This window comes from Lapidilactobacillus concavus DSM 17758, assembly GCF_001435835.1.
Taxonomy (GTDB): Bacteria; Bacillota; Bacilli; order Lactobacillales; family Lactobacillaceae; genus Lapidilactobacillus; species Lapidilactobacillus concavus.
The window spans coordinates 1-23356 of sequence record NZ_AZFX01000009.1; the positions used below are offsets into that span (position 1 = coordinate 1).

17 protein-coding genes are annotated in these 23356 nt (G+C 40.1%); 3 read left to right on the forward strand and 14 right to left on the reverse strand.

What is annotated here, in order from left to right; genetic code table 11:
- Window positions 1–80: 80 nt before the first annotated feature.
- Complete coding sequence (gene uxuA, locus FC15_RS01635) at window positions 81–1157, reverse strand: mannonate dehydratase (protein ID WP_057823300.1); 1077 nt, start codon at window positions 1155–1157, stop codon at window positions 81–83.
- Window positions 1157–2776, reverse strand: coding sequence for a mannitol dehydrogenase family protein (locus FC15_RS01640; protein ID WP_057823303.1), 1620 nt, complete (start codon window positions 2774–2776; stop codon window positions 1157–1159). Before FC15_RS01640 ends, uxuA begins: the two co-directional genes overlap by 1 nt.
- Window positions 2777–2996: 220 nt before the next feature.
- On the opposite strand from FC15_RS01640, the gene FC15_RS01645 reads away from it, so the two are divergent.
- The 3 genes from FC15_RS01645 to tnpC all read left to right on the forward strand — a co-directional run bounded on the left by FC15_RS01645 (window position 2997) and on the right by tnpC (window position 5890).
- Complete coding sequence (locus FC15_RS01645; RefSeq protein ID WP_057823305.1) at window positions 2997–3668, forward strand: GntR family transcriptional regulator; 672 nt, start codon at window positions 2997–2999, stop codon at window positions 3666–3668.
- 267 nt (window positions 3669–3935) lie between these two features.
- Window positions 3936–4292 carry an IS66 family insertion sequence element accessory protein TnpB gene (tnpB, locus tag FC15_RS01650; RefSeq protein WP_057823307.1) on the forward strand — a complete coding sequence of 119 codons (357 nt, stop codon included), beginning with the start codon at window positions 3936–3938 and terminating at the stop codon, window positions 4290–4292.
- Between the two features lie 83 nt (window positions 4293–4375).
- Window positions 4376–5890, forward strand: a complete 1515-nt coding sequence (tnpC, locus tag FC15_RS01655) for an IS66 family transposase (protein ID WP_057823309.1) — start codon at window positions 4376–4378, stop codon at window positions 5888–5890.
- A gap of 147 nt (window positions 5891–6037) precedes the next feature.
- Here tnpC and FC15_RS01660 read toward each other — a convergent pair whose 3' ends face one another.
- From FC15_RS01660 to FC15_RS01710, 12 genes are all read right to left on the reverse strand, one after another.
- Window positions 6038–7837 carry a family 43 glycosylhydrolase gene (locus FC15_RS01660; RefSeq protein ID WP_057823311.1) on the reverse strand — a complete coding sequence of 600 codons (1800 nt, stop codon included), beginning with the start codon at window positions 7835–7837 and terminating at the stop codon, window positions 6038–6040.
- Between the two features lie 25 nt (window positions 7838–7862).
- A complete protein-coding gene (locus FC15_RS01665; protein ID WP_162258393.1) occupies window positions 7863–10709 on the reverse strand; it encodes a glycosyl hydrolase 115 family protein in 2847 nt (948 codons plus the stop codon).
- A gap of 27 nt (window positions 10710–10736) precedes the next feature.
- Window positions 10737–11858 (reverse strand): family 8 glycosyl hydrolase, encoded by a 1122-nt coding sequence (locus FC15_RS01670; RefSeq protein WP_222592714.1) that lies wholly within the window; start codon window positions 11856–11858, stop codon window positions 10737–10739.
- 59 nt (window positions 11859–11917) lie between these two features.
- Entirely contained in the window at window positions 11918–14041 is a 2124-nt protein-coding gene (locus tag FC15_RS01675) for a glycoside hydrolase family 3 C-terminal domain-containing protein (RefSeq protein ID WP_057823315.1), read from the reverse strand.
- Between the two features lie 14 nt (window positions 14042–14055).
- A complete protein-coding gene (locus FC15_RS01680) occupies window positions 14056–14664 on the reverse strand; it encodes a polysaccharide deacetylase family protein (RefSeq protein WP_057823316.1) in 609 nt (202 codons plus the stop codon).
- A 1-nt stretch (window position 14665) separates the two neighbouring features.
- Window positions 14666–16168, reverse strand: coding sequence for a xylulokinase (gene xylB / locus FC15_RS01685; RefSeq protein WP_057823317.1), 1503 nt, complete (start codon window positions 16166–16168; stop codon window positions 14666–14668).
- A gap of 126 nt (window positions 16169–16294) precedes the next feature.
- Window positions 16295–17635 (reverse strand): xylose isomerase, encoded by a 1341-nt coding sequence (gene xylA / locus FC15_RS01690; RefSeq protein WP_057823318.1) that lies wholly within the window; start codon window positions 17633–17635, stop codon window positions 16295–16297.
- Between the two features lie 92 nt (window positions 17636–17727).
- Complete coding sequence (locus FC15_RS01695; protein WP_057823320.1) at window positions 17728–18888, reverse strand: GDSL-type esterase/lipase family protein; 1161 nt, start codon at window positions 18886–18888, stop codon at window positions 17728–17730.
- 17 nt (window positions 18889–18905) lie between these two features.
- Window positions 18906–20861, reverse strand: a complete 1956-nt coding sequence (locus FC15_RS01700) for an alpha-glucuronidase (protein ID WP_146979137.1) — start codon at window positions 20859–20861, stop codon at window positions 18906–18908.
- An 11-nt stretch (window positions 20862–20872) separates the two neighbouring features.
- Window positions 20873–21670: an alpha/beta hydrolase gene (locus FC15_RS01705; protein WP_057823322.1), complete on the reverse strand. Its 798-nt coding sequence runs from the start codon at window positions 21668–21670 to the stop codon at window positions 20873–20875.
- Window positions 21661–21915 (reverse strand): DUF6171 family protein, encoded by a 255-nt coding sequence (locus tag FC15_RS09300; RefSeq protein ID WP_083479041.1) that lies wholly within the window; start codon window positions 21913–21915, stop codon window positions 21661–21663. Before FC15_RS09300 ends, FC15_RS01705 begins: the two co-directional genes overlap by 10 nt.
- Window positions 21899–23350, reverse strand: coding sequence for an alpha-N-arabinofuranosidase (locus FC15_RS01710; protein WP_057823324.1), 1452 nt, complete (start codon window positions 23348–23350; stop codon window positions 21899–21901). Before FC15_RS01710 ends, FC15_RS09300 begins: the two co-directional genes overlap by 17 nt.
- Window positions 23351–23356: the final 6 nt, after the last annotated feature.

A 23356-nucleotide genomic window follows, 5' to 3' on the forward strand; every position in this document is an offset into this window, starting at 1 on the left:
AGACCAATAACTAAGAATAGGTCGAAAGTGTTGCACTTGATTTGACAATTCGGGAAAATTTTAAGTTCCGTAATTTAGTATTACTTCTTTTCGAGCGCTTCCCACAAGCCATTCAAATAGGTAATTCCAAGCGCACGGTCATATAAACCATAACCAGGACGGCCATCTTCACCCCAAATATTGCGACCGTGATCGGGACGAATATAACCATCAAAATTGGTATCATGCAAAGCTTTCATAATTTCATACATATCAAGGGAGCCTTCTTTAGATAAATGCGCCGCCTCATGGAAATCGCCATTATTATTCATAAACTTAATATTGCGGGCGTGAATAAATGGTGCACGATCTTTGCCAACAAACTCGCGAATAATGGCTGGTACATCATTTTGAGGATTTTCACCTAAACTACCAGTACAAATCGTGAAGCCGTTATATCTTGATTCATGCATCGCTTCAATCTTCAACATGTCTTCGCGGTTTTTATAAATCCGTGGTAAACCAAACAAAGCTCGTGGTGGATCATCTGGGTGCATCGCCATTCTGACATCATATTGTTCACAAGTTGGAATAATTGCATCCAAAAAATACTTCATATTCTCAGCGAGTTGTGCTTCATCAACATCACGATAAGCTGTGAATAACCGTGAAATTTCTGCTAATCGCTCAGGTTCCCAACCTGGTAATACATAACCTTGTGAGTCATTCTTAGTTCGATCAATAATCACTTGAGGATCATCCGCCAAGCGCCCAGATTCAAAAGCTAGAACATTAGAGCCATCCGCTAATTGGTGATGCAAATCAGTTCTCAACCAATCAAAAATCGGCATGAAGTTATAACAGATTACTTTAATACCATACTCAGCTAAATTTTTAATCGTCGTCTTGTAATTTTCAATATAACGATCACGTGTGGGCAAACCAATTTTGATATCATCATGAATATTCACAGATTCGATGACCTCGAGTTTCAGTCCTTCCGCTTCGACCTCGTTTTTTAGTGCCGCAATTTTCTCTTTTGGCCAAACCTCACCAACAGGCACATCAAATAAAGCACCCACCACCTCTGTTGTTCCAGGAATCTGGCGAATTTGTTGCAAAGTAATGGGATCATCACTTGATCCATACCATCTAAAACCCATATTTAAATCACGCATTAATTGTCCTCCATAACTGTTTGTATTGTCCGCATAATTGCACCTGGACCTTGTATCATCTGCTCAAAATAGTGTTCAACTTTTTTGCCAAGTTGAATTTCGTATAAATCAAACCCAAAGATTTGTTGATTTGTCAGAATTGGTTGCAAATACGTATGCACGCTAGTTGATTGTCCTAATTTAATCGACTTTACATATTCATGCAATTGTTCGTATAGTGGGTCTAGACTTGGTATAAATGCCTCGCCTTGATCATCAATTGCCATTAAATACCGGCACCAACCGGCAAAAACTAAGGGAATTGCTCGTAATGAATCTAATGAGCGCTTGTTATCTAAGTAGTGTTTAATTGTTACACCGTAACGAACGGGAATTTTCTGAGAAGTATCACTGGCAATACGTTGTGGGGTGTCAGGAATATTTTTGTTTGGTAGCCGCCGTTCAATAACTTCATCGATAAAAGCTTTAGGTTGAATAATACCCGGATTCTTAACCACAGGCAGTGCTTCTTGATACCCAAGTCGTTTAATCAAATTAACTAAATCCGGATTGGTCATTTCATCGGCAATTGACTGATAACCGAGTAGCGAGCCAAAAATTGCCAATGCTGTATGCAGTGGGTTTAAACACGCCGTTACTTTCATTTGATCGACATCGTTAACTGTTTGACGATCAGTTAAGATGACGCCTGCATTTTCTAATGGAGGACGGCCATTTGGAAATTGGTCTTCAATAACTAAATAATATGTGACTTCTGTATTACCAAAAGGCGCAATATTAGTATGTTTTGGTGTATGAATAATTGTAGTATCTTCAAACCCAGAGTCATGTAGGACTTTAGCAACTTGTTCAGAAGGATTAGGCGTAATCCGATCAATCATTGACCAAGGGAAGCTAACCTGATCAGGATCAGTGAGGTAATTCAAAAATTCAGTTGGTGCTAGTTGCTGCTTAACCCAGCCTTTGGCGATTGTTAAAATTCCTTCTTGGAACTTTTGCCCATTTTCAGAGAAATTATCCGTGCTCACCATGGCAATCGGATAGCGTCCAGCTTTAAAGCGAGCTAAAAGTAAGCGGGCGATTGCACCCATGTTTGTTTGCGCCACTTCTGGATCATGGGTAATATCAGCTTTGGCCGCAGCCGTCAATTCACCATTTATATCCGTTAATTGATAACCCTTTTCGGTGATTGACATCGTGACAAGCTGCAAACTTGATTGCTCAAATATATGTCGCAATGCTTGCCACCCACTGGGATTTTGTTGATTGTAATAAAGGCTTTGAGCTACACTGGCAAGTAATGTTTTTTGATAACCACCCTTTTCATCCATTACAACTTGGAGCATTCGATTTGAGAATGGGATATAAGCCTCGTTGATAACATTTTCATCATAAGTTTCTGCAACAATAACACCAGTCTTGAGTTCGCCTTGATTAATTAAATCATGGGCAATCTTCGCATGAAAACAGCGAAATAAATTGCCACCACCAAAATGAACCCATTGTGGTTTTTCTTGCGTTAATTTAATGATGTCATTTTGGTCATAGGTTGGGTACTTGATTTGAGCCTGCTCAAAGATTTCGGGCGCTTCTAAATAATTATCAGTTAGTTTAACCATTTTTACCCTCACTTATTGATTTATTAAAATATTAATATATTAGTTTGCAAACGTATTATATGCTATTTTCCAACTTTGGTCAACCGCTTTCAAAACGATAATATCAAACAAAACTTAATTATGTAATTAAACTTTTTAGGTTTCTTCTTTTAACTTGCTAATTTTCGACATTTCCATGATAATAATCAATAGTTACGAGTTTTTTAACGGAGATAATATGATGAATGGATTAGCAAATTACCAAGACGAGGCTTATAATCTCATCAAAAAATTGATCTTAACCCTTAAATTGCACCCCGGTGAGCGTATTAATATTGCCGATTTACATAGTAAATTTAACATTGGCACCACACCGATTCGTGAAGCCATCATCCGCTTGCGTCGTGAAGGGCTGATTTTTGTCATTCCGCAAAGTGGGACTTATGTTTCTAAAATCAATCTTGCTGAAGTTTACCAAGGCCGCTATGTGCGTGAACATTTAGAAGGGCTTATTGTGACCGAAGCCGTTAGTGCCATGACGCCACGTGATCACGCACAGCTCGACCAAATCATCGCTGCCCAAGAAATTCAATTAACTGCTCATGATTATGATCAATTTTTTAATCTAGACGAGCAATTTCACCAAACGTTTTACCAGCTGACACAAAAGCAATTCATCTGGAATTGGTTAGAACTGTTAAACACACAATTCAATCGATTTCGCTATCTACGCCTTGAAGTTAGTGGCTTGAATTGGGATCAAATTTTGATTGAGCATCGTCAGATTGTGGAAGCTGTTCATCAGGGTGATTTATCAAAAATTCAAAAGACTGTCCAACAGCATTTGCACATGCTTGATTCCGATGCCCACGTGGTCACAAAAGCCCTTCCAGAATATTTTGAGAGAACTTAATAAAAAACGCTGAACAACGTAAGCGAGTAAATATTACACGGCTATAATTCACAACCGCCATTGTCTAGAATGAACTTGTATCAATCATTCAGATCAATGGAGGCTTTTCTATGGATATCATTAAAGTGAACGCACAGAATAAACGACCAACCACACACAATTCGTTCCAGGTTTGTCGGATTAGAATAGGTCATGAAGTAGAGGTCAACTTTTATGAAGCCAGTACTGACCAGTTAATCAGTACGGTATTAAGGGAGTTGAAACAATATGCTAATTGACTTTAGACTGGTTAAGAACACTTATCTCGTTTGTGGATATACAGATTTACGAAAAGGAATCGACGGATTAGCGTCTATCGTTGTCAATAACTATCAACTTGATTTGTTTTCTGATTCGGTTTTTCTGTTCTGTGGTCGACGAGTTGATCGGTTTAAGGCACTCTACTTTGATGGTGAAGGCTTTATCCTTCTGTACAAACGTTATGATCAAGGGAAGCTAAAATGGCCGCGCCATGAGGGCGAGGCAAAGCAATTGTCACGTAGACAATTAGAGTGGCTATTCGATGGCCTTTCAGTTGACCAACAAGTGCGGATCCATCCAGCAAAAATTGGTAAAATAGTTTAAGCAAGCGAATAAAAACGCTTGCTTTTTATTTTGTGATGTTATATAATTATAAGTATAAACTAATATAAATTATAGGTGATCACATGAAGCGTAGTCCAGAAGATGAGCAGTTATTCAATAGCTTGATTGATCAAATCAATCAACTACAAGAAACGATTGCTCAATTAAATGAGCAGATCAAGAACCTCAATCGCCGTTCCTTTGGAACTTCTTCGGAAAAAACGAGGGCAGGACAAACTTCAATATTTGATGATGATTCTTTTATCAAAGCAGAGACAACTGCCGAAAAAACCGATGAAATCATCGTTAAAACTCATACCCGTAAAAAGCACAATCATCAAACAAAGTTTATCGGGGAAGTAGAAAAGAAGAAAGTCGTTACTGACTTAAACGACTCGGAAAAACAATGCTTTAATTGTCAGCACAAGCTTAAAAAAGTTGGCACAAGGTTAGATCACATCGAAACTGAATTAATTCCAGCTAAGCTGGAAATTGTAGAATATTATACGACGACCTATAAGTGCGATAACTGTGAAGATGAGGATGATCATGTACGATTTACCTCGTCGCAAGCACCTAAGCCTGCAATCCAAAGTCAATTCACCAGTGCAAGCTCAATTGCCTGGCTTCTTCACCAGAAATTTGAACTAAGTATCCCACTTTATCGTCAAGAAAAAGAATGGCGTTCCTATGAATTAGACGTTGATCGCAAAACCTTGGCTAATTGGCAAATCAAGGCCACACAAATGTATTTAAGCCCAATTTATGAATGTATGAAGTCAGAATTATTGACGCAGTCCTATCTTCACGCCGACGAAACGCCCTATCAGATTCTTAGACGTTCAGACGGACGAGCGGCAACTTCTGAATCGCGTATGTGGGTATTTACCTCGCGGGAGGGTGCGGAGCACCCAATCATCATCTTCCATTCTGCGCTAACACGCAAACAAGAAGTTGTTGAGAAATTCCTTCAAGGTTATACGGGAACCTTATTGACCGATGGTTACACAGCCTACAGGAACCTCCCTGTAAAACATGCCGTTTGTTATGCTCATCTCCGGCGAAAGTTCCGTGATGCCAATGCGACACCTGGACTAGCGGCTATCGGTGTTGATTATTGTAATCAGCTTTTTATTCTAGAACATGAATTCAAGAATCTCACTGCAGATGAACGTTCTAAAGAACGTCAAGAAAAATCGGCACCGATCCTAAAAAAGTTTTGGGATTGGGTGGAGACGCTATCGGCAATGAAGGGTAACTTGAAAACAGTAATCGATTATGCCCGCAATCTAAAAGACGAGTTGTCCTTGTTTCTACAAGATGGCAATATTGCGCTTAGTAATAATATTGCCGAACGAGCGATTCGTTTGATCACCGTTGGTCGGAAAAATTGGAATTTTTCTACGAGCGAAGCAGGTGCGACCTCAAACGCGGTTATTTATAGTTTAGTACAAACCGCCAAAGAGAATGGTCTGAATGTCTACAAATATCTTCAAAAGATATTAAGAGAGTTACCTAGCCTTCGATTCGTGCAACATTCAGAGTTACTTGAGGCCTATTTACCATGGTCGAAAACAATTCAAGCAACCTGCAGATAAGCGTGTAAAAAATAAACTGCCGCACTTCTAGCCGGATATATGATTATCCTAACTGAAGTTCGGCAGTTTTTACATACGTGTGATATTTACTCGCTTACTGAACAACTGATAATCATAAAATTATCATCGTTCGGCGTTTTATTTAACTTATATTGTGGTTATTAATGTCGTTTTGACAATTGCAAGGTTAGGATCAAGATCAAAATCAGGCAGTAAATCTAAACGTGGCTGCCCATCAATATCAAAATGAACTCGTCTAATCGCACTTGAACGCGGACCGCTAATATTTAACCGCGCATGATACGTATTCCAGATTGTTCCCTGTTCATCTGTAATAAAAGCATTGTGACCAGGGCCATCTTCTCCTATCTTAGTCAAAGATGACATGAGTGGATAATTAGACTTCTCCCAAGATGAGGCATCCAATAAATTCGCATTAATTTCGGTTTTTAGAAGTCCAACGACATAGGTGCTGTCAGTTGCGGCGGCAGAATAAAACAAGTTAACCACACCATCCTTGATTAGGGCATGCGCCCCTTCGACCACAAAAGTATGATTGTTTTCCCAATTATATAGCGGTTGTGCTAATAAATGTGGCTTGGACTTCAACTTGTTAGGTTGATTTGTATCCAATTCAGCAATGTATAACCAGGCGCCTTGATCAACTGGATCTAGTTGGCGCTGTGACCAGACGACATAACACTTTTTCAAAACTTGGAACACAGTCATGTCAAGCGTTATTCCTTTGGTAAATAAGGGGGAGCCATCTGCTTTAATAACTGGCACTGGTGCTTGCCAATCTGCCCTTATCAGCGGATTGCCGCCTTGTTTTAGTGCCATTACATGGGCACGTTCTTGTTCAAAACCTTGTGGTGAGGCTGCTAAAAACAAATAAAGCCGATCATTGAGCACATGAAACTCGGGCGCCCATAATAAATCTTTGATATGATCATATTGATCAACGTCCAAAATTTTAATTTCAGGTGCGGTGACAAGATCAAAAATCGTTCGGCCTTGACGAATATACAAGCTTTTATCACCGTCATCATCGTGCGTTGCGATGAAATAATACCAACCTTGCCAATAACCAATACATGGATCAGCTCGATCCCACGCAATTGGAAACGGAAATTGTGGTTGTAATACCTGGCCATAAATTTCAATGGCAACTTTTTCATCGATTTGCTTGTCATCCACATACCACTGAACCTGTTTAAGTGCAGTCGTTTGATCACTGTAATAAGCAGTAGTTGTTGTTTGCTTCAACTCATTTAATTGTGAGACTGGTAATTGCTCAGGGACAGCAATGGCGACATTTTTTGGCGGCATTAACTTTGCAACTAAGTAATCTAATTGTTCAGCTTTCAGCGTCACAATCTGCCGTGGTTTAATTGGATCCAAACCACAGGTCACTTGAGGTACACTTACAAAATTGGTGGTTGCAATAGGTTCAGGATTACTATCGTTATCAGCCTCAAGTTCTAATCGTAAGATTTGAAAATATTCACCAGTAGATCTTTGCCACTGAATCTGATAATCATCCGTTGCTGACCGATAAGTTGCAGAAACTACAGAGATTAACTGATTATCAAGCCTCAAAAGCGCATGTTCATGAAAATGAACAAAATCTCGTGTTTGAAAATATAATACGCATCCTTTACTACTGTGATCAGTTGCACCATCAGCTTCGGTACGAATGGCTAAAATCCCATAAGTACCGTCACGCATTATAAAAACGTATGGTTCGCGCATAGATTTAGCTGTAATAATTCCCGCTTCATCAATCGTTGCTTTGGGGTATAAAACACCAAAATTATGGTTCAAAGGCACGAAATCGCTTTGAGAATCAGTACGATATCCCAAGTGCAATCCTGTTGCCAATTTTGCGTTATAAACGGCATCTGCTAGTGGCACGCGTTGATATATTAAGAGCTCACTGTCTGACATTTCATCACCTTGATTTCTTATTTCATCATAATAACTTGTAACTTGCTGTTGGCCCTAGATATGACTGAGGCAACTGACTGCCTAGCCGAACCAAAGTTATCCTTTCTAGAATCAAATTAGGACTAATTTGGATATAACGCAGCAGATTCAAACCCGCGCGACAGTTAACTTTAATTTGACATTGTTTTTCATCATTCGTTCCTTCAATTGCCCACTGCGGACTATTATAAAAAGGCTGATTGGAATCAAGGACAGTATCAACTAGCTGCAATGAGTTTTCATTTAGCCCCACTTGAATATAAGCATGATTATCTTGACTAACTGGCAATGTTGGCGCAAAATGCAACGTTAATTCATATTGACCGACCTGTTCAATCGCAAAATGGTAATTTAATTCCGGACGTTCTTTGATCGCCATGAAGTCAATTGTTTGTGGGAATACTTTCACGCCACTACCAAACTTACCATATGGCTCCAACACCACAAACTTGGCTTCATCAGTTGCAATTGCACTTACGTATGCAGTGGCTGGAATAGCAAGATAATCGTTGGTTTCAATAAACGTCTGGCTAGGGTAATCAAATAAACCATTTCTAAATGGTAATTTAACATCCACAACCGCTTCACCACTTTTAACTTGAAAACTTGACTCGCCTACCAGTGGTGCATTTTTACGATCGAAGGTTATTTCAATTGTGACTTGTTTTTGCACCTCACCAAAATATCTGGAAAAATGTAACCACGGTGTCTGATTAATAATCTCATAGGCAATCGAATCACGGCTGCCGCAAGCAATGTCAAGGTATGCTTTAGTAACATCTGGCCTCATGAAATCGGTAATCACAAGATTTTGATTCGTCCAAGCTTCTCCTAAACTATAATCACTAGCAGTCACAGAACTAACAATCATGCGCGGCAGATTAGCAGGGGTTACGTCATAAACGAGTGGATATTGATTATTATTAGCACTCCATTGTCTAAAACCAAAATGTTCAGATAGGCCAAATCCATCAAATTTATGTTCGCCGATCTGATGATAATCAGCGATAATTTCATGATCGCGCTGAATTCCTAGACGAACTTTATTTCCATAATCATTGGCAATTACGCGGTTTTGTTGGGCATAAAACTGATTTTTGCCAGCATAAATCCAAGTTTGCATCAAATTGGCTGTCGCAACTGCAGGATAATATACTAGACCAACAAATCCGGTTAGTGCAGCTGCTGGGCATCGTTTTCTTAAATCTTGGCAGATTTGCATGATTTCTTGACATTTTGATAATACGGTATCACTTTCACCAAAATGTACCGGATGATAAGTGTCACTTCCCATAACCTCATGCTTGCGGCGTTCAAGCAACAACATGTAATCATCGATTACCTTTTGTATAAGCGATAAATCGTTCGAAGTAAAATGATTGCCAAATTGCTGCTTCAACCAATTTTGTATATAAATTTCAGTATTATTGGGATATTTGCTACCATAGTGATCCATGTCATAAGCCATATCCAAAAAATAACTTAGCGACAGCTCGTTGGTTGCTAAATCACCAACATTGGCAATCCAGATTTCTTGAACGCCGTAATCATAAGCCGTACTCATTTGATCCCAAATACGCGGTACGCTTGTAGATCCAATCCATTCAAAGGATGTTGGTCCACCATGCATATCCATGTGATAATACATACCAAACCCGCCACGATGATTTTGTATCGCCTTACTTGGTAGCGTCCGCATATAACCTAAGTTGTTATCGCTATACATAATTGTCACGCCATCAAGTTCCTTAGACGCAATAAGACCTGGTGTCGTGTCATCACCATAAAAGAATGATTCCACTTCATTAAACATGACAATTTGCCGTGCAACTTCACTGAGCTTAGAATTGACTTCTTGTTTAATCAGTTCATTTTGTACTTTCAAGACATCTTTTAGCAGCGCAATATTTTCCGCCATAGTTGCATTTTTCATAATCGCAGTATCACGCTCACCGCGCATACCTAGCGTAATCACATTTTCAAACTTAGCATTACGCTTAAGTCCATCTTTCCAAAAGCGAATAATTCCATCACGATTAGTTTGAAAATCCCAAGCATCTCCATAAGGTGAATTTTTCCCACGTACTAATGTATATTCCTCACCGGAACGCATGCAAGGTTCGTGATGCGAGGTGCTCATGACGACGCCGAGTTCATCCGCTAAAGCTGCACTCTTTAGACCAGGACCATCAAGGCTGAAATTATCCTTCCACATCGCTGGCCACAGGTAGTTACCCTTTAAGCGCAGTAAGACTTCAAACAATTGTGCATAACACGCTGCATTGGCGCCACCAAAATGAATCTTGGCCCAATTGCCAAATGCAGGCCACTCATCATTGATAAAAAAGCCACGATATTTAACGGATGGTTCCCTAGAAACAAAATTATCTTTGTCTGTCAACGTAACTTCAGTTTCTGGTTTAGGTTTGAGGTCACTCCAATTGACAAATGGCGAGACACCCAATAACTCAGATAAATGAAATAAGCCATAGATTGTGCCACGCTTATCGCTGCCAACAATAATTAATGCCCGTTTTACACTTGGCCATGGGTCTTGTATGACCTGAAATTGATAGACTTCGCGCTTATTTTCGATCTCAGAAGCCGTTATCATTTTACGGTTTAACAAATCATCCAGATAAGCACTTTGTCCAATAGTAGCCGCAAAAATCGCAGTTTTTTCTGAATCGGTTGTGATAGCATCCAGCGATTGCCAAATAGGCTGTCGACCAAAAATCAGACCTAAATCGGCACGAACCATATTAGCAACTCGCTTAACTCCGGAAAGTTGACTTTTTTCTTCAATGAAATACGTTTCCTGATTTAACTTCACTGTCACCATTGACGATATACTCCTTTTTTACCAAATCCGATAATTACCGCTTAAAGCTAAAAAGGCAAACAAGTACAAAAAGTTATCATAATAACGACGGCTACCTGTGCGCATTGGTGTTTCCCAGAATTTTTTAACCGCTAAAATGGCATTTTCATCGAGCGGGTCAATCGCAAGTGAACCCTGAGCAACAGTTGCAATCAACCCCACAGGATGGCGCACTTCTTGATTGACTTTAGTACCATCAATTTCGCGAACTTGGGTAAAGGCTTTAGGATCAGTCTCAAAAAAGTAACGTTGTAACCGCCGCACACAATCATTAAGTGCTTCACTATTTTTTGCCCAAACATTTGCAAGACCAATGTTAGCAGCGACACGATAAGCGTCACTAAAGAAACGATCATGATGATCAACATTTTTAGGCGTACCATCATATTCGGCATATTCAGCCGTCAACCCAGTCTCAGGATGACTAGCTTTAACCAAGTAATCACGGCTTGCTTGTGCCGCTTGGGCCCAAAATTTTCGATCTGTTTCATCGGCCCACTTAGCAAAGTAATCGTAAAAATGGGGTAAATGGTAGGAAGGATCACTAAAATCAACGCCTGGTACAAATTTAATCAAATAATTATCCCGATCCCACATTGGTTCCCCTGGTTGATTAGGTTCACCTTTATGAATGCAAGCGCTTAAAATTTTTCGTGCTTGCTCCGAATAATTAAAGATGCCTTCGCGGTCACCAAAGCGATGACTTGCAAAAAATAAAGCCATAGCAAAAAATTCTTCGCCATCCGGAGCTGGTCCACTAGAGTTTGGAGTGCCATCTGGTAAGATTGACCAGGCAAAATAATCTTGGTTATCTCCAGTTTGAATCCACATATATTTCTTCACCCAACGCCAAATTCGATCGAAAACTTCCTGCTGGTTGAGTTGCACGCTAACCATCATCGCATAAGACATACCCTCAGTCCGGACATCGTTGTTGCCAGTGTCAACAACATAGCCCATATCATCCACTTCATGGTAAATACGTTCTTCTTCACTACCAAAGAATAGTGTGTGCCAAATTGTCTCTAGCCGCTGATTGACTACTTTTTCTTCGTACCCCAGTTGCGTAAACAAATTCGGATAAGTCGGTTGGTTTGTCATTTTCATGCCTCCAAAAAAGGCGAAGATAACCGCATAGCAGAAAATCTTCACATTTAAGATTAATTTTTGTAGCTTAGTTGAATTGCCTTGACTCCAGTTAATTGGGCTGTACGAGCATCGGGCTGCCCAATACCAACATAAACATCAAAAGACGTATCTGGCACATAACGTCCACCTGTCTGATTCACAACTTCAAATGATTGGGCTGCGATAGGTAAGACGACGGTTTGACTTTCACCTGCAGCTAAATGAACCCGTTGGTAAGCTGCAAGTTTTGGATTAGGCACTTCATCTTGATTATCCTTCGCTTTTAGATAAACTTGAACAACTTCTTCAATTTCAAAATCACCGGTATTCTTGATTACAACACTAACTTGACAATTCTTGACAGAATCGCCAGCGACTGCGCCATTTGACAGTTCAACCTGCGAATAAGTCAAACCATACCCGAATGGGTATAAGGCCTCATTTCGCATATAACGATAGGTACGGTTAGTCATGCGATAATCAGTGAAGTCAGGCAATTCTTCAGTGGTGTAATAAAATGTAACTGGTAATTTACCACTCGGACTGACTTTACCAAAGACCACATCAGCAACTGCTTTCCCACCGAGCGCACCTGGATACCAAACATCCATAATTGCAGCTAGATTTTTGTTTTGCTCCATGCCACTAAAGGTTAGAGCACTACCAGCTGTAATGAGAAGAACAACCGGTTTGTCAAGAGTCAAAAGTTTTTCCAGCAAGTGTTGTTGACGTCCCGGTAACTTCAGATCCGTTTTATCGCCAGCTGCGTAGGCATTTCCTGCATCGCCTTCTTCGCCTTCGATTGTCGAATCTAAGCCTAAACATAAGAAGACCACATCGCTATGCTTTGCCATAATAACAGCTTCACTTTCACGATCGTCGGCTTTAGCTAAACCTTCAACACGGTCCTTGAATAAATGGCAGCCTTCAGAATAATTTACGCGTACCTCTTCGCCCACGGCTTGGCGAATACCTTCCAAAATAGTGGTGTAATTTGAAGCCGTACCGGCATAATTACCTTGCAATACAACTGTACTGTCAGCAGTTGGCCCGATGACGGCTACTGATTTCAAGTTTTGCTTTTGAAGTGGTAAAATACCATTATTTTTCAACAAGACAAAACTCTTATAAGTTGCTTCAAGCGCTAGCTGGTGGTGTGCTGGCGCGTCATTTTCTTCAAAACCAATTTGGTCATAAGGATTATCTGTTGCATCTAAGCCTAATAATACGCGTGTGGTTAACAAATGCACCACCGCCTGCGAAATCTCTGCTTCTGTGATTAAATCTTCTGCCAGTGCTTGATGTAAATATTGGGCAATATGACCAGCACACAAATCACAACCAGCTTTAATCGCTAACGCAATGGTTTGAGCATCACTCTTGGTATAATGATGGTGCAACTTCACATCTTCTTCAGCACCATAATCAGAGACCACGTGGCCCTCAAACTGCCATTCTTCACGTAAAATTTTGCGTAATAGTGTTTCACTAACTGGTGCTGGTTCACCATTTACTGCATTATAGGCAGCCATAACACTTTCGACATGTCCTTGTTGGACTGCAGCTTTAAATGCTGGTAAATAAGTTTCATTGAGGTCCTTTTTTGAAACTTGAGCATTAAATCCGTGTCGAATACCTTCTGGGCCGCTGTGCACGGCAAAGTGTTTTGCACACGCTGCAAGTTTCAAATACTTACCCTCACCTTGGAGTCCTTTTATATATGCAACACCATTAGTTGCAGTTAAATATGGATCTTCACCATAGGTTTCATGGCCGCGGCCCCATCTGGGATCACGGAATATATTGACATTAGGTGACCAAAAAGTAAGCCCTTTGTAAATATCGCGATCACCATGTTTACTATACTGATTATATTTTGAGCGTGCCTCTGTTGCCACAACATCGCCAATCTTTTGCAATGTTTCAGGGGCAAACATTGCTGCTAATCCAATTGATTGAGGAAAAACTGTCGCTGTACCAGCACGTGCTACACCATGCAAAGCTTCATTCCAATAATTGTATTCAGGAATATCAAGATGGTCGATTGCTTGTGCATCGTATTCTAATTGACCAATTTTTTCGTCAATTGTCATTTTTGCTACTAATGCCTCAGCTTTTTGCCGGGCCTCGGTTCGAGACATTCTTAATTCAGACATAGGTATCCTCGCTTTCAAGTTAAATGGTGAATTTTTTCAGTACTATAATAACTAAACATTGGTTTTAGCTTATTTTGAAATAATTCTGGAATCGTCACAAATTCATAATTAGCTGCTTTAAGATAATCGATCACACACATAAGCACATCACGTGTTGCAGGTTGGATATCGTGCATCAAAATAATCCCGCCATCATGAGCATATTGCTTAACTCGTGCCAAAATTTGTTGTTCATCATGCGACGCCCAATCTCTAGAGTCAACGCTCCAGATAATAGCAGCGCGATTGAGCAATTTCGCCACACGCGCATCAATGTCACCATATGGCGGACGACAAAATTCTGGCTTTTGCCCAATGGTCTTTAAGATTATTTCGTCAGCTCGCGCCATCTCTTCAACAACCTCAGCATCGGTCAAATCAAGCAGTGAACGGTGCGAATAGGTATGGCTACCAAAAGCGTGTCCTTCTTGTTTAGCACGTTTTACAATTTCTGGATGAGCTTTGACATGTTCACCCCAAAGCATAAATGTGGCTTTAACCTGCTGTTCTTTTAATGAATCGAGAATTTGTGGCGTCGTCGTTGGTTCAGGACCATCATCAAAGGTTAACACAATCTGTTTCATCTTAATTTGCCTCTTGAATAGCCAACAATTGTTGCGTCAAATCTTTGGTTTGACCATATATTTGATGATAAACCTCATATAACCGTTGATATTTCTCAACATTTTGGGTAATTGGTTGATAAACTTTTTGACGCGTGATGAATTGATCAGCGCAGGCTTCAAAATCCGCAAACCAACCTAGGCCAACAGCGGCAATCATTGCTGCACCTAATCCGGGCCCTTGTTCACTCGCCAGTCGAACAACAGGCTTATTGAAGACATCCGCTTGAATCTGTAACCACAGTTCACTCTTAGCCCCACCACCAATTGAAATCAGCTCTTTAAAGTTTTTACCATTGGTTTCATAGATAGCCAAAATATCCTTAAATGAGAAAATAATACCTTCAAGCACCGCACGCACAAAATCAGCACGATTCTGATTACTGTCAACGCCGATAAAACTACCACGAATCTTAGCATCAGCATATGGTGTTCGTTCGCCAACAATATAAGGGGTAAACATCAAACCGCGTGCACCAATCGTTGAATTGCTAGCGCTACCAACAAAATCGTTAAAAGATTCGTCAGGACCAAATGTCTTTTTTAGCCAGCTTAAGCTATAGCCTGCTGCTAGGGTAACACCCATCGAGTAAAACGCATTAGACACGGCATGGTTAAAAACATGTAACTGCCCATGATATGCACTTGTGGCAGTTGGTTCATAACTTAAAATAACTCCCGAAGTACCAATACTGCACATCGCCTGATCACTGCGAACGATCCCAGCACCAATGGCGCCACAAGCATTATCAGCACCGCCACCGAAGACTTTAGTTGCTTCATCTAATCCGGATGCGCGCGCAAATTCTGGTGTAATCGTACCCACCATTGTTGTTGCTTCAACCAATGGCGGACACAGACTCATAGGTAAGTCAAAAGTAGTACAGATTTCTTGGCTCCAAGATTTCTTTTCAACATCCAACAAAACCGTTCCCGCAGCATCAGACAATTCCATATTTAATTGGCCAGTCATTTGATAGCGCACATAATCTTTCGGTAAAACAAACGTTTTTGCTTGTTCAAAAATATCTGGCTCATTTTCCTTTACCCATAGAATCTTTGGTAAAGTAAAGCCTTCAAGCGGGCGATTCTTAGTAATTTCAATGAATTGATCACCCATTTTAGCAATTATTTCTTTAGTTTGCGGTGTTGTGCGTGTATCATTCCATAGAATTGCTGGGCGCAACGGCCGATTATTCTGATCTAATAAGACCAAACCATGCATTTGCCCGGAATAACTGAGTCCTTCAATATCTTGAACATTAACACCACTTGATTGTAATAGCCCTTTAATCGCAGCTAACGTGCCAGCCACCCAGTCATCAGGATTTTGCTCGCTATATCCTGGCCTGGGTTGACTTAAAGCACAATCTTCACTTGCTTGTGCAACAACTTCACCCGTTTTTGTGACTAGTAAAGCTTTAACCGCACTTGTTCCTAAATCAATACCGATGACGTACTTCATTATCTCTTCCTCGATTCTAAACGAAAAAGTAAGGCAAATAACAACCGAAAAAACCGGTCTGCTTTTGCCACGATTTCAGTGTCAAAGCAATGTTATTGCCTTACTTCTTACGCATTAAGTCTTTTTTTATTTCAATGTATCAATAATATAGTGGTTCAATGTGTCCTTTAATTCTTCAATACGACCAGACTTAGTTGCTGCCAACAATTCTGATTGTGGTTTATCAATGATATAATCATTCAAGGTTTCAAAAGTTGCTTTGCCAGATTCAACATCAGCACCAATACCACTATCAAAGCTAGCATAGCGATCTGCAACGAAGCCTTCAAATACACGGTCTTCTTTCAAGCGTAATGCGACTTTCAAACCGGCGGCAAAAGTATCCATACCCACAATATGGCCATAGAACATATCTTCAACCGTAAATGATGAACGACGTGGCTTAGCATCAAAGTTCAAACCACCATTACCTAAACCACCATTTTCAACAACTTCATACATAGCTAAAGTTGCTTCGTACAAATCAGATGGAAATTCGTCAATATCCCAACCAATTAATTTATCACCTTGGTTAGCATCCAATGAACCTAATAGACCAGCTTCGCGAGCAGTACGGATTTCATGTTGATAGGTATGACCAGCTAAATTGGCATGGTTACCTTCCAAGTTCAACTTATAAGTGCCTTCAAGGCCATAAGTCTTCATAAATGCAATCGTTGTAGCAGCATCAAAATCATACTGGTGCATCATTGGCTCTTTTGGCTTTGGTTCAAGCAACAATTGACCTTCATAACCAATTTCTTTGGCATAATCAGCAGCCATGTGGAAGAATTTAGCAAGATGTTCTTGTTCACGCTTCATGTCCGTGTTGAGTAAAGACTCATAACCTTCACGGCCACCCCAGAAGACATAGTTCTCAGCACCCACTTTTTTAGCAGTGTCCAAACCATGCTTAACTTGAGCAGCTGCATATGCAAATACTTCAGCAAATGGTGAAGAAGCAGCGCCAGAAACGAAACGAGGATTTGTGAACATATTAGCAGTATTCCATAATACCTTCATACCCGTTTGTTTTTGATAATCAACAAACATATCAGTGATTTCGTCTAGGTTCTTGTTAGTTTCATGCAAAGTCAATCCTTCAGGCGCAACATCACGATCATGGAAACAGTAGTAATCTACACCCATCTTTTGGAAAAATTCAAAACTTGCTTCAACACGTGCTTTGGCCAAGTCCATACCAGTTAAACCATGCCATGGGCGAATTGCGGTACCATCACCGAAGATATCATTCAACTCTTGACCAAAAGTATGCCAATAAGCAACTGAGAATTTCAACCAATCGCGCATCTTCTTGCCACCGACAACTTCATCGGCATTGTAGTAGTGATAACCTAAACCTGATTTTAATTCCTTAGTGCCAACAAATGGTACGTTTGACACATTTGGAAAATAAGTTTTTGCCATATCTAAGATCCTCCAACTATATTTGTTCGTTTAACTTACAAACTAATTTTACCGCTTACATTTCAAAAGTGCAAGCCAATTTACAATCTTTTTCATTTATTTGTCTCTAGTGCCAGAATACTTGCTACAAGTGTCTTTGCGATGACTTCACCACCGTAATCACTGGGGTGAAGTCCGTCCCCTGAATCACAGTCTTGGCTTAACGCCAGTTCTTCATGGGCATCTTTTACGCTTACCTCTAAATCAACTACAGTGTCGTAGATTTTTTGTGACCGTATCCAGGCGTTAACTCGCTGACGTTTTTCTTCGATAGCTTCAGAATAAAAAATCGAATTTCTTAATGGCAACAAAGTTCCAATTAAGCTTTTAGCATGGTGTTTTTTGATAATTTCTGCGTATTTTGTTAAACCCTTAATGATATCTTGAACTGCTTCAACTTCGCCAGGATGAATTGTTTCTTGAATAACATCGTTGATACCATGAAAGACAAAAACCAAATCAGGTTCACTCAACCCAAAAACATCATCCTCAAATCGTTTTACACCAGCTATCCCGTGTCGATACCACTTATCCATCGCTGGATCGGTATCGTATAAAATTCGATTACCACCAATGCCACAATTATTGACGGCAAAATGACCGGGTTGATTTTGCTGCAAGAGCTGACGTGTATGATTAACAAAAAAGCCTTGCTGGGTAATCGAATCTCCAAACATCGTCACAACTTGCGAGTCGACGTTCTTAGCTAAGATACCGCAAATACCAAAGAAATAACTCATGCGTGGATTTTCTTGTACCATTTTATATGAAGTACTTTGCGGATAATCCTCACTATCTTTGAGAAACGTATTTTTCAAGGTTAAACCAAGTAACGAATATGTGACTACGCCTGATGACAGATATGTTTTCTTTGGTAAGTCGATTGAAACTTTGAGCTGATCTTCAGCTAAAAAGTCAAAAACAATACCGTCACTAAAAGCATCTTCATCTAAGTCTAGAGTCAGCTTGTTGTGCTGTTTAAAGTTAATTGGTAATTTTGCAATAGTTTGTTCATCTCTGATGATACTAAGTATCAAGTGTTCTAATGTTAATGGTGTCACGCCATTTTGATTTGTAAACCAAAGTTTAATTTCAGTCGTGGTAACGCCAAGAGATAGCGTTAGTTGTTGCCTTTGCGGTGAACTTAATGATGGCCAAGTTCGATAATCAACTGGCCGGTAACTCCAGATTAATTTAAATTTATCTTCGCTCAATAACCAAATGCCTCCTATTATGCATATATCTTACGTTCTTGATTGTCAGGTATTCCCGACATACGATAAAAGAAGGTGTTCATTTGGTCACGCCATTCAACCGCATTTTTAAGCTGGCGATTTAAGTGTTCAAGTACGTTTTGGTAATCTATAGGCGCTAATTCGTCCTCTAATTGTGGCCAAAGTGCCAAATATTGCTTCACTTTTTCAACACCTTCAAAATGGGTGTCATAAATATGTTGAATCACCGTCTTACCATCGTGTAAAACATGTGTATAGTCAACATGATGGAAAAACAACAACAGCTCATCTGGGCATGTAGTTAAATCTTCATACTTTGCATAATTAGCATCAGCATACTGTCTGGTATAGCCCGTTCCCGTCTTTACTGTTCGATCTACACCAAGGCCATTACGATCAGCAAAGTGATACGTGCCCCAACGATCAAATTCGTACCCATCAATTGATGGCCCATAATGATTCTGTGGTGTAACCATGAAGCCAACGCCTAAAGGTGCCGTATATGCTTCATAGGTTGCATTTGAAGAAAGCATGATTTCTTTAATAACATCTAAATGCTCAAGCTTACCGAAGGTTAATTGTAGCCACTCACTTAAGATTTGTTCAGGCGTTAAATCTGCATCCCAAGCAATGCGGCCGAATCCGTATAAATTGGCTTGCGCAAGTTTATTACCAGTCCAATTGTCATCGCGTCCAACATTGCCTACAGCAGCAACCCCACTATTCTGAGGGACTGGTGATTTCGTTTGGGGTACATCTTTAAGCAGCAATTCTGGTTGCCCATGCTTAGTGTCAAAATGCAAAACTTCGTACCACTGTTGTAACAAATAATTGATATCAATTTGATGACCAGTATATTCTTGTGTCACTTGAAATTCGATAATCTGATTGGTTTTTTCTAAAGCGCCAAACAGAGGCTGTACTGGTTCACGCGTTTGAAAATCAATCGGACCAAACTTGATTTGCAAGGTTACATTGTCATCAAATTTGCCGTCCAAGGCCATAAAGTTGTCATACGCTGCTCGTGCACGGTCAGTTGTGCGATCACGCCAATCTTGGTGTGCATTGTAGACAAACGTTCGCCAAATGACGATACCATGGTGCGGTGCCAACGCCCGCGCCAACATATTCGCCCCTTGTGCATGATCGCGTCCGTATGCAAATGGGCCTGGTTCCCCCTCTGAGTCAGCTTTAACAAGAAAGCCACCGAAATCAGGAATCAAATCATAAATCAAGTTTGCCCGTGTTTGCCACCATTGTTGCACCTGTTCATCAAGTGGATCAGCTGTTTTTAAATCACCAAAACGAATCGGCGATGCAAAATTAACACTTAACATTACCTTGATTCCAAACTTACCAAAAATATCCGCTAAAAATTTCACTTTGGCCAAATGTTTAGCCGAAATCAAAAAAGTTTCTTCGTGGTGAACATTCACATTATTCAATGCAATATAGTTAATACCAACACTTGCCAGCATTCGCGCATACATCTTCACCCGGTTATAATCATCTAAAAATTGATTATTCTCATAGAAAATCGACCGACCGGCATAGCCTCGCTCAATCGTACCGTCAAAATTATCCCAGTGATCAATCATCCGAATCGCTTGATTTGGCGTCTGACGAACATCATTAAAATCATTATTAATCAAATTGAGTAAGTAATAATAAAAACCCTGAAGTAAAGAAACCGTTTCTGCCGCTAAAATTATCACCTTTTCTTGATTCATTTTCTTTACAAGATAGCCAGGATAAATAGATTTATCAAGTACAAAGACGACATTAGCTTCGGATTCAACAGTGACTAATTTAGCTTGAAAAAAGGTTTCAATTTCATTTTTCAAATTTAACAAAATGCTATCTTCGAAAATATTTGGTTTAATATAAAACCGCATTTTCGTTATCTTTGCATATTGAAGTTTACTAAACCACGCATTATCTATCGTCACCATTTAATCCCCCATCAATTTAAAATCTCGTCTTTGTTAAGAAACTCAAGGATATAGTCGCCTGCAATTCTTGATTCTATTTCGTTAAAACCATGCTTTGCATCTTTCATTACAATCAATTTTGCATGGGAATATACTTTCGCCACCCGTTTTGAATATGAAAGTGGTACAACTTCATCTTGATCCCCATGTAAAATCAATACTGATTTCCCGAAATGGCCAACATGGTCAAAAACTTCATAATCTAACAGCTTTTCATAATACACCTTACCAATTGGTATCCCAAGATCTACAGTATCAGGAATTTCTGCTAAACTATGATATCTCTTGCGTGCATCATCCGGTATGACAAGTGCGGGATATAGTAGAATTAACCCTCCCAGTTGTTTGGTAAAATTATCTCCAACGATAGCCGATACAAGTCCGCCTTGACTGTCACCCATCAAATACAAATTACTTCGACTTGAACTTTCTTGTTTTTGAACGAAGTTTATTACCGTTTTTAAATCTGCTATCTCTGTGAAGATGGACATTTCAGTACTTTTAAGTCCAGTACTCTTTCCCTCTAAACTTCCACCGCGAAAATCAAATGTCACTGTATAATAACCCGTTGATGCAAATCTCCGAGCATAGTGATCAAACATTGCAGATGTCTCTGCAAAACCGTGCGATATGATAATAGTTTTATTCGTGATATCATTGTTCTTAGGCTTATATGCATGACCCACAATTGTGCCATCCTCAATTGGCAACGAAAAGGTTGTCACATCGTATTCCAACGCAATAGTCATCTCCAACCATTTTATACCCATTTACCCACCGGACAAGATTTGTTTTTCAAACTAGCCCGAAACCTAGTGTAACAGCCACATTTCGTACATAGCCCATTTTGGAAAAACGGGCACGTCTGACAAATCTCAAGGCGTTGATCACGCACGCTAGGTTCAACTAAATTTCCAACCTCGAGACTTAGTTGTTCGTCAATCAAGGCTTTTGTATCTTGCCGATCAAGACCTTCTAACAAGTCGCAGCGAATGCAATTAGTTGACCTTGACATGCACAGTCACCACACTCATTGGCGGCAAGGTTACTTTTAAACTTTGACCATCAAGTGTCACTTGGTCAAAAGCTTCAATCTGCACCCGATTAGGATCATCAAAGTCGTTATGCGCATCCATTTGCGTAGCAGTCAAAATTTCACTTGAAGTTGACGCAATTGGTGTATCAAAGTTAATTACCAAATCATCGCTAGCATGAACATCAAAGTTACAAAGCGAAACAAAATAACCATCGGCTTGTTTGGAAACTGAAGCACTAGTCGTTGCTGCTAAGTCATCGAGTGTATCCATTGCGGTAGCATCTTGGTGATCTAAAAACATTTTGAAGACGTCATAAGTTGGTGTCGTAATCATCTTTTGACCATCAGTTAGAATCATTGCCTGTAAAACGTTAACCATTTGCGCAATATTAGCCATGTGCACACGATCAGCATGCTTTTGGAAAATATGCAACGTTACTGCAGCTACCATCGCATCGCGAATCGTATTTTGTTGATATAAGAAACCTGGATTAGTGCCGGGTTCAACTGCCAACCAAGAACCCCATTCATCGACGATTAAGCCAATACGTTTATCAGGATCATACTTATCCATGATCGTGCTGTGCTTGGTGATTAATTCATCCATATATTGGGAATTTTCCAGTAATGAATACCATTGTTCTTCCGGAAAGTTAGTAGCACTACCCTTAGGTTCCCATCCGGAGACCAACGAGTAGTGATGTAAACTAATGCCATCCATGTACGGTGCTGCATTTCTCATGAGTACATCCATCCAATTATAATCGGCCACACTAGGACCCACGGCAATCTTATAAACAGGATGATTACCGTCGTAATTTCGGACAAAAGTTTGGTAATGGCGAAATAAATCAGCATAGTATTCAGGACGCATATTGCCGCCACAGCCCCAACTTTCGTTCCCAACACCAAAGAATTTAACCTGCCATGGGTCTTCATGTCCATTTTGTGTCCGCAAATCAGCCATCGGTGAAACCCCATTGAGGGTCATATATTCCACCCATTCTGACATTTCACGAACACTGCCACTACCAACATTCCCATTGATATAAGCATCAGCACCAATCTGGTTACATAATTCAAAAAATTCGTGCGTCCCAAAGTGGTTGTTTTCAACGACGCCGCCCCAATTGGTATTGATCATCTTTTTACGGTTTTCATTAGGGCCAATCCCATCTTGCCAGTGATATTCATCCGCAAAGCAACCACCCGGCCAACGTAGAACTGGGACTTTGATAGCTTTGAGTGCAGCAACCACATCTGAACGGATACCATTTATATTTGGGATATCTGAATCTGGTCCAACCCAGATTCCTTCATAAATACAGCGGCCTAGGTGCTCAGCAAACTGCCCATAAATATATTTACTAATTTTTGCATGTTCTCTTGAATGATTAACTGTAATTGTTGACATTCACAC

Bases quoted from the DNA above. Each gene is read 5' to 3' on its own strand.
- tnpC (WP_057823309.1), top strand. From the start codon at position 4,376: ATGAAGCGTAGTCCAGAAGATGAGCAGTTATTCAATAGCTTGATTGAT.
- FC15_RS01640 (WP_057823303.1), bottom strand. From the start codon at position 2,776: ATGGTTAAACTAACTGATAATTATTTAGAAGCGCCCGAAATCTTTGAG.
- tnpB (WP_057823307.1), top strand. From the start codon at position 3,936: ATGCTAATTGACTTTAGACTGGTTAAGAACACTTATCTCGTTTGTGGA.
- FC15_RS01710 (WP_057823324.1), bottom strand. From the start codon at position 23,350: ATGTCAACAATTACAGTTAATCATTCAAGAGAACATGCAAAAATTAGT.
- FC15_RS01680 (WP_057823316.1), bottom strand. From the start codon at position 14,664: ATGAAACAGATTGTGTTAACCTTTGATGATGGTCCTGAACCAACGACG.
- FC15_RS01645 (WP_057823305.1), top strand. From the start codon at position 2,997: ATGAATGGATTAGCAAATTACCAAGACGAGGCTTATAATCTCATCAAA.
- FC15_RS01660 (WP_057823311.1), bottom strand. From the start codon at position 7,837: ATGTCAGACAGTGAGCTCTTAATATATCAACGCGTGCCACTAGCAGAT.
- FC15_RS01705 (WP_057823322.1), bottom strand. From the start codon at position 21,670: ATGGGTATAAAATGGTTGGAGATGACTATTGCGTTGGAATACGATGTG.
- FC15_RS01670 (WP_222592714.1), bottom strand. From the start codon at position 11,858: ATGACAAACCAACCGACTTATCCGAATTTGTTTACGCAACTGGGGTAC.
- FC15_RS01675 (WP_057823315.1), bottom strand. From the start codon at position 14,041: ATGTCTGAATTAAGAATGTCTCGAACCGAGGCCCGGCAAAAAGCTGAG.
- FC15_RS01700 (WP_146979137.1), bottom strand. From the start codon at position 20,861: ATGGTGACGATAGATAATGCGTGGTTTAGTAAACTTCAATATGCAAAG.
- uxuA (WP_057823300.1), bottom strand. From the start codon at position 1,157: ATGCGTGATTTAAATATGGGTTTTAGATGGTATGGATCAAGTGATGAT.
- FC15_RS09300 (WP_083479041.1), bottom strand. From the start codon at position 21,915: ATGTCAAGGTCAACTAATTGCATTCGCTGCGACTTGTTAGAAGGTCTT.
- xylA (WP_057823318.1), bottom strand. From the start codon at position 17,635: ATGGCAAAAACTTATTTTCCAAATGTGTCAAACGTACCATTTGTTGGC.
- xylB (WP_057823317.1), bottom strand. From the start codon at position 16,168: ATGAAGTACGTCATCGGTATTGATTTAGGAACAAGTGCGGTTAAAGCT.